The organism is Coleofasciculus sp. FACHB-712, assembly GCF_014695635.1.
GTDB lineage: Bacteria > Cyanobacteriota > Cyanobacteriia > Cyanobacteriales > FACHB-T130 > FACHB-T130.
The window spans coordinates 1-11330 of sequence record NZ_JACJOQ010000597.1 but is presented as its reverse complement, the minus strand read 5'-3'; the positions used below and the strand labels follow the sequence as shown (position 1 = coordinate 11330).

At 44.6% G+C, this 11330-nt stretch carries 7 protein-coding genes; 4 read left to right on the top strand and 3 right to left on the bottom strand.

Translation table 11 applies throughout. The annotated features are described in order from the left end of the window. The 3 genes from H6F50_RS21840 to H6F50_RS21830 all read right to left on the bottom strand — a co-directional run. The coding region (locus H6F50_RS21840; RefSeq protein WP_190430328.1) for an FAD-binding domain-containing protein at positions 1–696 on the bottom strand (696 nt) is incomplete at its 3' end. A gap of 148 nt (positions 697–844) precedes the next feature. Beyond that, a complete protein-coding gene (locus H6F50_RS21835; protein WP_190430327.1) occupies positions 845–1528 on the bottom strand; it encodes an S-layer homology domain-containing protein in 684 nt (227 codons plus the stop codon). A gap of 56 nt (positions 1529–1584) precedes the next feature. Next, positions 1585–1761, bottom strand: a complete 177-nt coding sequence (locus tag H6F50_RS21830; RefSeq protein WP_190430326.1) for a hypothetical protein — start codon at positions 1759–1761, stop codon at positions 1585–1587. 455 nt (positions 1762–2216) lie between these two features. Here H6F50_RS21830 and H6F50_RS21825 point away from each other — a divergent pair, with 455 nt between their 5' ends. The 4 genes from H6F50_RS21825 to H6F50_RS21810 all read left to right on the top strand — a co-directional run bounded on the left by H6F50_RS21825 (position 2217) and on the right by H6F50_RS21810 (position 10529). Then, positions 2217–4013, top strand: a complete 1797-nt coding sequence (locus H6F50_RS21825; protein WP_190430325.1) for a serine/threonine-protein kinase — start codon at positions 2217–2219, stop codon at positions 4011–4013. Between the two features lie 773 nt (positions 4014–4786). After that, positions 4787–7000: a polysaccharide biosynthesis tyrosine autokinase gene (locus H6F50_RS21820; protein WP_190411461.1), complete on the top strand. Its 2214-nt coding sequence runs from the start codon at positions 4787–4789 to the stop codon at positions 6998–7000. 1097 nt (positions 7001–8097) lie between these two features. Further along, a complete protein-coding gene (locus tag H6F50_RS21815) occupies positions 8098–9345 on the top strand; it encodes a glycosyltransferase family 4 protein (RefSeq protein WP_190430324.1) in 1248 nt (415 codons plus the stop codon). Continuing rightward, entirely contained in the window at positions 9342–10529 is a 1188-nt protein-coding gene (locus tag H6F50_RS21810) for a glycosyltransferase family 4 protein (RefSeq protein WP_190411463.1), read from the top strand. The genes H6F50_RS21815 and H6F50_RS21810 overlap by 4 nt, the downstream gene beginning before the upstream one ends. Positions 10530–11330 lie beyond the last annotated feature (801 nt).

Sequence of the window (11330 nt, the reverse complement as noted above, 5' to 3'; positions counted from 1 at the left end):
GCCATCCGTATAGCGTTCTAAGTTCTCCCGGTTAAAGAAATAAGGCTTTTGGCTAAAGGTGCTGGCAACCCACTGCCAGGAGAGATTATTGCTGGCTGGATCGCCATCCAGTAGGTGTTGCAGAAACCATCTTGCCCCGACTTGCCAACGAATCCGCCGCCAGTGAACTAGGTAACCGGCTAGCCACATTCGCCCGTGGTTGTGCAGGTAGCCAGAGGAGTGCAAGTCGCGGCTAAAACTGTCAATACAGACCATGCCGGTGCTACTTTTGTCAACATCTTCCGGTAACTTTTCGGCATAGTCTTTGGCTGTGTAGCCTGTCTTGTAAGGCTCTTGATCTTCCCAAATGTCGTTTCCCAGCTTGGTATAGAGACGCTGCCAGTAATCGCGCCAGCCGAGTTCGTTGATGAGTTTTTGTGCGTCATCTCGGTTTTCCACTTTGTCCAGCACAGCATCCCGCACTTCTGCCAAGCTCAAGACGCCGTAGCGGAGATAGGGTGAAAGGCGCGTGACTGCGCCACTAAAAGAATTGCGCGTTTTGGCGTAACGGGCGGGATCTACTTGACTTAAGAAGGCTTCTGCGGCTTTACGTCCTCCTACGGTGGTAGCGATCGCGTCATCGCGTTCGGCGGCGGCAGGGAATTGTTCGCGGAGATAGGTAATTAAATCGTCGCGGCTGGCAAAATCTCGCCGCATATCTCGATTATTTGGCGTGGCGTTCATCGGTTAGCGATCGCTCCAAACTTATCGCTCCAAACTTATCGAGTGTAACAAGCGAGCCGCCTTCTGGCGCTCTTCAAAAGCAAAAAAGCCGTTTTCTTTGAGAAAACGGCTTTTTCGGAACTTATTGGATTGGTAAGCTCGCTGGCGAAGGTAAATCTTCTTCCAACATCGGTGCGGGTGCTTCTTGTCGCTCCAAAAATTTACTCAAGGCGTAAGCCATATCCCCTCTCGTCATCGGATTTAGGGGATTCAGATTGCCTTGTTCATCGGGATTAGCAAATCCCTCGTAAAGTGCAGTTGCCATCGATTTTTTAGCCCAATCCGGTATATTCCCGGAATCTGGATACTTCGCAAGAATTTTAGCAACGGTGTCATTCGGAAACTGAAATACACCGTGAGCTTGGGCAAAGATAGATAAAGCTTCAGCGCGATTGATTTTTTGGTTGGGGAAGAACATATCTCCCCGATATCCCTTCATAATGCCAGTTTTTAAAACTGTCTGAATGTCGTTATATGCCCAGTGGGAAGAAGGTACATCTTGAACTGAAATAACTTCTTGTTTGGTGGCACCCGCTCGTTTGTCCAGTTTAAAAGTTTTGACCAAAATTGAGGCAAGTTCTGCACGACTGATGAATTGTTCTGAACGAAACTGTCCATCAGGATATGCAGTCATTAATTTGGCAGCAATCACCTGTTCGATGGGGTCAGATGGGGCGTCTGAAGCAGGTTGTGTTTGAGCAGAAACAACTGCTGGAAAACATTGTAGAAACCCCAATAGAGAAAGAGTGCCCAGGATCTGACGCATAATTAAAATCACTTTTCAGTTGCTAACTTCACTGTATAAACACTGGAACCAAATCTTCATCGCCCATTCGGGTCAATCCAAGCGGGGATGTTGGCAATAATGGTGACGAATCTGGAGTTTGCAAAGTTGCAACCAGTGCTAAGACCGTGGATGCTTCCGAGGAGCCGTTGCAAAAAGTGGCATTCGCTGGCGACGATCCCGGCTAAGAGCGCATAGGAAGAAGGCGATCGCAACAATCAGCCTAGACACTCCCAACCTAAACAATCGGAACCTCTCGAATTATTAACTTCCTTAGAAATCGCCACATTCGCTTCTGATAGCTGTGTCATAATTACGATCCTTAGATATCAAGTTCTTAACTAGGTGTAGCTCACTCACTTTATTTTTATGAACTTTCACAGCGAAAACAGAAATTCCTACTCCTAAGCTGGTGAACTAGGATGAGAAGGGACAACTGGGAAAAGGGGAAAGATGAAGTCTCAAAAAAGGCGTACACCCACTTCCTTTATCTGCCATCCCTGGTTTGTTCGGATTGCGCGATCGCTTTGGCGTATGCCGCAGTTAGCGGCTACTCGCTCTAGCGTATGACCGCAAGTTAGCGGCTACTCGCTCTAGCGGCTCCCGCTAACTGCAACTGCTCGCGTAGCAGTTGCATAAACTCATTCAACCTGCGTTCGTTCTCTCACACATGAGCAACTTTCCAGACTTATCCAGCCACGGTTATCAGGTCGTCCGAGAATTAGGACACAACCGCGCCGGTGGTCGAGTAACCTACCTGGCGCTCAATCTGAAAACTCGGCAACCCGCTGTCATTAAACGGTTTCAGTTTGCTAAAATCAACGCCACCTGGTCAGACTACGACGCCTACCAGCGCGAAATTCAAGTGTTACAGGGACTGAATCATCCCGGAATCCCCCGCTACCTAGATTCCTTCCAAACATCCGATGGCTTTTGCATGGTTCAGGAGTATAAAAAAGCACCGTCTTTAGCCGTACCTCGTAGCTTCGACCCGGATGAAATTAAGAAAATTGCCGTCTCTTTATTAGAAATTCTTGTTTATCTGCAAAATCGCATTCCCACTGTTATCCATCGAGATATTAAACCCGAAAATATCTTGGTTGATGGCAACATCAATGTTTTTTTAGTTGATTTTGGTCTGGCTCGAATTGGGGATGGGGAAGTAACGATGAACAGCGTGGCAAAAGGAACTTTAGGGTTCATGCCGCCCGAACAATTATTCCATCGGCAGCTTACTGAAGCCTCAGATTTATATAGTTTGGGAGCAACGCTAATTTGCTTATTAACTGGCATCAAATCTTCTGAGATTAGCCAGTTAATTGATGATGATTATCGAATTAATTTCAAGCATCTCGTTCCCAAGCTCAGTCTGCGGTGGATTGACTGGTTGCAAAAGATGGTGGAAATCAAACCAAAAGACCGCTATCCTAACGCAGCGATCGCCTTGGAAGCTCTCAAGCCTATCTATGTGATTCGCGTACCCGAAGCGAAGCTGAGTAAACCCATCCTAGAATTTAAGGCAAGAAAATTAGGTGAAAGGGTGACTCAAACAATCGCAGTTACGAACTCGATTCCTGATACCCTTCTGGAAGGAAATTGGGAAGTGGCACCCCACGAAAGCGATCCCCCCCATACACCAGATACTCACACTTGGATTTCTTTTGATTCCGTTAAGTTTGAGAACAATCAGGCGAAGTGTAAAATCAATGTGAATACCAGCCGGTTGATGGCAGATAAGACCTACGAGCGACATCTGTTATTACACACAAATTCTCTGCCAGAAACTCACGATATTACTGTTAAGATTCAGACTGCCCCGGTTCCGATTGCGAACAAAAAACTACCTTATATGGCGCTCGCTTTACTGGTGACACTTGCTGCCTCGGCGGCTTGGATTGAGGGAATCGCTTGGGGCGGAACGATTGCCCAAGTTGGGGCGATGGGTGTGGTCATGGCTGGGTTTATCACGCTGTTTGTCGCTGCATTTGGTGTGGCAGCAGCGGCTACGGCGGCGGCTGGGGCTGTGTTTGTCGCTAAGCTTCTATCCAGGTATAAAGTTAAGTTTGCGGGTATAGACACGGTTGTAGCTTTGTTGGTTGCGGGAATTGTCGCTTTTTTTGTGACGGGTTTTGGCGAGCAATTTAGAGCGGCAAATTCGGCGGCGGTTGGGTTTGAAGCGGTGGATTTTGCTGTATTTATGGCTGGTTTTGGGGCGCAGAGTCTGGCAGTTAGTTGTTTGAAAAGAGGATTTAGTCCCAATCTCGCGATTGGGGTGTCGCTATTAGCAATGGCGTTAGGCATGACTTTAGGAGTTGGCTTCCAAGTTGGATTGCTAAATCCTTTGGTGATGGGCGCTGTTTTGGCAGTTGGTTTACCTTTGGGAACCATCTTGTTTTATCCCCCTTTTGAGCGGGCAAGGTTAATTGGTAACTATCGCAAGTTTGAGCAACATTTGATTAAGCCGTAGTCAGGCAATTTGGCTCACGCCGCGTGCAACTTTTTTTAGGGAGTTTAGGCAAAGGCTTTCAACCTGTCAAACAGGTTGAAAGCTTTAAGGTAAGAGATTTATCTTCAGGAGCGGGGACGGTTTCATTCACACACCAAGGATATTCATGCCGTGAATCCTGGCAATCATCCGATTTGTTCAGGCTGGTGGTAATCTCTTTGGCTAAAGAATAATCGGATGTTTATACAGATATCTCAGGATTTTGAGGGCGATCGCACAAAGCAGAAATATGTTCCCAGATATTTGTGCCAAATTAATCTTCCAGTCACTCCGGCAATCGTCCCAAAACTGCCTCCGATAGGACCTAAAATATTTCCGACTCAATTGTTTGAGTCATTCTATAGCGATCGCGCAGTTAATTCTGCTTTAAGGTGTAAGCTTAAGGTGCTTTCATCCAAAGCGATCGCACTTCTACTCTTTGCCATAGTCCGGTTGTCCGTCAGCATCAAAAAAATTTCGCAGCCCGCTTTTGTTAATCCCTCTTATCTAGAGCTACCAGCCGAATGCTACTGCATACAGCTTTAAGCTCATCCTTTCATTGATTAACAGTTTTTTTTATCACTCCAACTTTTACTAGCCTTGTTAGGATACAATTGTCGGCTGAGTAAGAACTACCAGATGCTGCCTCTCGATAAGCGAGGAAATAGTCTACACTGCAAGGACTCGCTTCTGGGAGCGGCTAATACACCTGCCTCCAAAACAACCTTATTACCACTCTCCTACACGAGCCTCTTATGGAAACTAGACAATACACAGAAGATATAGATTTTAAAAAATACTGGCTTATCCTCAAACGGCGTTGGCTACCCGCCAGTACCGTCTTTATATTTACAGTTGCACTCGCCGCCGCATTTGCGTTCTTAAAAAAGCCTACCTACGAAGCCGAAGGGAGGCTTTTGTTTAAGAAGCAAAATACGACTTCTGCTTTAGTCACAGAGGCGGGAGCAAAAATCGGACAGTTAGAACCGCTCAATGTCTTGAATACTCCTCTGGATACAGAAGCCGAGATAGTCCGTTCTGAGCCTCTGATACAAGAGACGATAAATTCTCTAAACCTAAAAGACAAAAAGGGAGATCCCCTAAAACCTGCTGATTTCCTAAAACAGCTTACGGTAAAAGGGATCAAAGGAACCGATGTTTTGCAGATATCCGTTAAAGGCAAAGATCCCCAGGAAGCTGCAAAGATAGTCAACAAACTGATGGATTTGTATCGCGAGAAGAATGTACTTAATAACCGCGCTCAAGCAGCGGCGGCTCGCGAATTTATTAGTAAGCAGCTACCGAAGACTGAAGCCACTGTTCGTCAAGCAGAAGCCGCTTTGCGTAGTTTCAAAGAACAGAATAACATTGTAGCTCTAGAAGAAGAAGGAAGCTCAGCCGTAAAAGCGATCGCAGAGCTAGACAGCAAAAAAGCGCAAACTCAAGCTGAACTTGAAGATGCAACTGCTAGAGTCGCCGCCTTCCAAAGTAAGATAGGACTGAATTCACAGCGGGCTATGGCTCTAAACTCGCTCAGCCAATCTCCCGCAGTTCAGCAAGTGCTGATAGAACTCCAAAAAATTGAAGGCGAGTTGACAGTTGAGCGCACCCGCTTTCAGGATGAAAACCCCAAAATAATTAATCTCGAAAGCAAACAAGCGGCATTAAAAGCTTTACTACAGGAACGGGTAGGAGAGATTGTTGGCACCAACCAACAAGTATCCGAAGCAAATTTACAAATTGGGGAACTTGAACAAAAACTGACCGCAGAATTAGTCAATGCAGAAGTGCAACGCTTAGGTTTGGCTAATCAAGTGACTTTTTTATCTCGCGCTCAGGAGGCGTACAAACAAAGAGCGAACATTTTACCTAGATTGCAACAGGGTCAGCGGGATTTACAACGGCAAGTAGAAGCCGCGCAATCTACCTACCAAATTCTTTTAAAAAATCTTCAAGAGGTTCAGATTGCGGAAAATCAAAATGTAGGCAACGCTAGTTTAATTTCCGCCGCTACAGTTCCAGAAAAGCCCGTAGGTACTCGCAAGCTAATAATCATAGCTGCCGGAATTGTTGCAGGCAGTCTACTTTATGTAATTACTGCTTTCCTTGTAGACCTGAAAGATCCAACTATCAAAACTGCCAAGGAGGTGCGGGAGTTATTTAAATATACTGTCCTGGGAATGATTCCTTCTTTGAAGAAAAAAGTTACTTTTCGCAGTAAGAAACTAGAAAGAATTCTTCCGCAGCTTCCTGTTAGAGATAATCCACATTCGGTTATCAGTGAAGCTTACCGTATGCTTCAGGCAAACTTGAAGTTTCTCAGTCCAGATCAAGAGCTGAAAGTCATTGCGGTGACAAGTTCTGTTTCTAAAGAAGGCAAGTCTACAGTTTGTGCCAACTTGGCTATCGCTATGGCTCAACTAGGAAGACGAGTTTTATTAATAGATGCGGATCTGCACCATCCCATGCAGCATCATATTTGGGACTTGACTAATGCAATTGGTCTGAGCGATGTCATCGTTAATCAAGCTGAGTTTGAGATGGCTGTGCGCGAAGTGATGGATAACCTGGATGTGCTTCCTTCCGGGGTAATTCCTCCTAATCCATTGGCTCTTGTTGACTCAAAGCGGATGGCTGGATTAATTGACAATTTTTCTAAAGACTACGATTTTATAATCCTTGATACGCCTCCAATTGTTCTGGTGGCAGATGCTCTGGCAGTAGGCAAGATGACTGATGGTATGTTATTGGTAGTTCGCCCAGGCGTGGTTGATACTGTCAGCGCTGCTGCTTGTAAGCAATTTTTGGTACAGTCAGGTCAGAAGGTCTTGGGCTTGGTCGTCAATGGTGTGATTGTGGAAAACGAACCTGATAGTTATTTCCACCATGCCAAGGCATACTACAAGGAAGATGCCAGTACGCCAAAAATGCTGACAGCGAAGGCTCCTAAAAATAGCGATCGCGCTTAAACAAGCATTAATCGATTACTTCTAGCTCGAACCATAAGCGTACCGTTGTAAGGACGTTCTATACGCTTATGGCGAATCCTCTTCTCCTAACCGTGTTCGGGGTAGGAGAATTTTGTTATGGGAAAAAGGCGAGTCCCCTTTCCATGTAGAGAAGACCGCTGATATACACTTGCTTAAATGCGTTACGTTGATACCCCTCACCAATAGGACAACTAAGCAAATTCGCTCTTGCAGGCTGCTACTGCGGATCGGCAAAGAAATATCTTCTAGTAGAGAATATTAAATAAAATTGTACTTTTGCATAGTGGCTGTCAAATTACACTTTTAAATACAGACTTCATTAGCAGTTTATATCCGATGCCTCGGAAAGTTAATTGTAAAGTACACAAGTACAATTTATACAATTAAGCGGCTTTATGTATAAACTCAGTTCGCATCTTCCATAAGGAGTATTCATAATTCGTACTTTTGATAGTAGTAATAGCCTTCGGAAAGTTAATTGCAAAGTACAATTCATACAACTAAGTAATCTTACGTATAAACTCAGTCCGCATCTTCCATAAGAAGTATTTATAATTCCTACTTTTGATAGTAGTAATAGCCTTCGGAAAGTTAATTTCAAAGTACAATTCATAAAACTAAGTAATCTTACGTATAAACTTAGTCCACATCTTCCATAAGGAGTATTTTATAACTCCTACTTTTGATAGTAGTAGTAGGAGTAACGAGTTCTCTTTTAGGGTGGTATTAGATTTGGTAAAAGCTTAGGAATGGCTGGGTCAGGGTTTTTCGGGTTTGGGAGAAATTATTGGGCAGTGTTAAAATTGAGCCATTTTTTGCCTTCATAGCGTCTTGAACCTCATTATAAAGTTGCCATGAAGTCAAGTAGGAAATTTGAGAACTTTCTGTAAAATCTGGCAAATTCAATTTACTTAAGTAGGGTTTTACAGTAATCTAAGCAATTATGAGGAAGAGAATCTCAGACTCTCAAGTCAGCTAAGCAATCATGCTGAAATAAATCTACTGACAGACTGCTTAATTAATCTTTGCCACAACAAAAAAACAACCAATACACCTAGCTATATATAGGTATTGTTATGCGTAAACCTGTTTTGACTATCTTCTACCAGTTCAATCCGAGTAGCATTAGCATCGGGGGTATACAAACAGTCATACGCACTTTTGTTAAATACGCTCCTAGCGAGTTTGAAATCCGGCTGGTAGGCACGGAGAACGATCCATCGCAACCCATAGGAGTATGGAGAGACGCCCAGTTGGCAGGCAGAGAGATCCGCTTTATGCCCTTGTTTTTTATAGAAAACGATAACTTTAAAAAATTAGTACCAACCACTATTAAATATACGGCTGCCCTTTTGGGTCGGAATTTGAGTTCGGATTTCATGCACTTTCACAGGCTGGAACCCACACTTTTTACTCGCAACTGGTCAGGAGAAAAGACTCTCTTTATTCACAACGATATTCAAAAGCAAATTAATTCTGCGGACAAAAAAAATGCGATTCTGTGGCAACGTTTTCCAGCAGCATATTTTGCTATCGAACGCTATCTTGTAAGTCAGTTTTCTCAAATCTTGTCGTGTAATACTGAATCGGTGCAACATTACCAGCAGCATTACCCAGAGATAGCAGAGCGCATTTCCTACGTCAAAAACACAGTAGATAACGAAATCTGCTACCCATTGACCTTAGATGAACGAGAGAAAGGTAGGCGCACACTTGCACAGCAGATGGGTTTAGCGGAAGATACACGCTTTATTCTATTTGCTGGTCGCCTTCACGCCCAGAAAGATCCCGTCTTGCTAGTCCGCTCCATTGCTGCCCTGAACGATTCAAATGTTCACCTCCTCATAGCAGGCGATGGAGACTTAAAGGATAAGCTACGTTCTGAGATTTCCCGCCTTGGATTGTCCGGACAGGTAACGCTGCTGGGACCATTAGCCCAGGCAGAACTTGCACAGTTGCAACGTGTATGTAGTGTTTTTGTACTAACGAGCGCCTATGAAGGTCTTCCTATGGTCGTTCTCGAAGCACTTGCCAGTGGTACGCCAGTGGTGACAACCCAATGCGGCGAAACTCCAAACCTACTCACTACTGATAGTGGAGTGGTGTGCGAGGAGCGATCGCCAGCCGCAATTGCAGATGCCTTGCGGAAGGTACTGCACAACGGTGGAGATTATCCAATCGAGGCGTGCGTTAAAGCTGCCAAACCTTACAGTGCCAAGACTGTCGTGGGTGATATCTACAGCGATATGCTAAGCCGCTGGCAACAGCGGAATTTGTCTACTAGCCAGATTAATCAAAAAACTTTTACCGGGGTTTCGCCATGAAAATTGCCGTAATTGGAGCAAAAGGGTTGCCTGCTAAACAGGGTGGTATCGAGCACCACTGTGAAGAAATTTATTCACGGGTTGTGGAACAGGGTCATGAAGTGGATTTGTTTGCCCGTTCCTCATACACTGGAGATGTTTCGCTCAGCCACTATAACGTTCATGGTGTGAAGGTTGTTTCCATACCCAGCTTGAATATCAAGGGAATGGATGCTCTGTTGAGTTCGGCGCTGGGAGCGATCGCTTGCAATGCGAAGCGTTATGATATCGTTCACTTCCATGCTTTAGGACCAGCCCTCTTTACTTGGCTACCCAAAATTGCTTCCTCGGCAAAAGTTGTTGTTACCTGTCATGGCTTAGATTGGCAACGTGCCAAATGGAACAAAGCTTCTAGCGACCTAATCCGTCGCGGCGAACGTGCTGCTGTCCGCTTCTCTGATAGCATGATCGTCGTCTCAGAGGAACTGCGCTCATACTTTAAGGAAACTTACGGTAAGGAGACAATTTATATTCCTAACGCACCCTCAAATATGGGTGATTCAGACCCTACTTTTAGCTATGGAACTTCGCTAGGTCTGGAACAGGGACGCTATATTCTATTTTTAGGTAGACTCGTACCGGAAAAGTGCCCTGACTTACTCATCAAAGCCTTCCAAAATCTTCAGCAAGAAGGATGGAAACTCGTCATGGTGGGCGGTACCAGCGATACCAATGAGTTCACCTCGGAGATCACCGAGATGGCGGCGAATAACAAGAACATCATATTCACAGGTGAACTTAGAGGTCCCCGTCTTGCAGAAATCCTTCGGGGTGCGGGATTGTTTGTACTTCCTTCTGAGTTGGAGGGATTACCTCTATCAATGTTGGAAGCAATGCAGGAAGGTGTTCCCGTACTCGGTAGTGACATTCCCGTGCATCAGCAATTGATTGGCAAAAACCGAGGGATGCTTTTCCAGGTAAAAAATGTAGACTCCTGCCTCCGCAGCTTGGAATGGGCAATCAATCACCAGAATGAATTGGCGGTAATGGCTAAAAACGCCCAGAGTTATGTGCAAGCACACTATACCTGGAACCAGATTACTAGCGAAACATTGGAGTTGTACAGAACACTCACCGCCCTTGCTCCACTAGACAACGAAAACGGCAAACGAATTCCAGTTCCATCAGACCTGGTCAAGGCTTAAAAGCGCTGTTGCATTTCTAAATTGTCAATATAACTTAATATTTTCCTGCCAGGTGATAGGGGCGCACAAATAGCTGTACGCCCCTACTATTTTTTGTCTTTATATTATCTTTATATTTTTTTTACACAAAATAGCCATGAACACTCACTTCACCAGTGTTATAAGCGCGACACACATATTTACATTCAATTACGTATTTACTAGCAGCATTCAGTTAAAAAACTTAGCTTTCAGGACAAAATCAGAAAAACATCCTTTAATTTATTTGTAGAAAAATATACTTAAAGCGTCTCCGTATGTTTTCGGGTTTATAAAGGAGTTCTTTACAAAAAATTCAAAAAATTCACTGATGTCAAGACCCTGTAGTGTTTCATATCCTAGAGGGGTAAACAAAACTATTTACCAAAATGAACGCCTTTATCAAAAAACTAATTTCCACAAGCGTCATGTTTCTCTTCACGGCTGCTGGTTTCGTAGTATTGGCATTTTCGGTAGTCTTGATGACGGTTGAATCCCTCGTCTCGTACGTGTTGTCACAAGTAACAGCACTACAAAATCATTCTTTAACAGAACGTGTTACTAGCGTGAAAGAACCGTCTTCTGTTAAAGGCTAATGCCTTGGTACTTTTCGGGTAAATTTAACCAGTATTCAGGGGCGAATTGCGTGTACGGGCGCGGAAGATAAAGCAGCCTACTCCTTGGAATCGTCAGGAGTTCCGTAGTAGATGCCCCTGCCATTGGTACCAACGAAAACCAAGCCAAACTGTTGCCAACTCGCCTCCATCGCATTTGGCTCGCCAG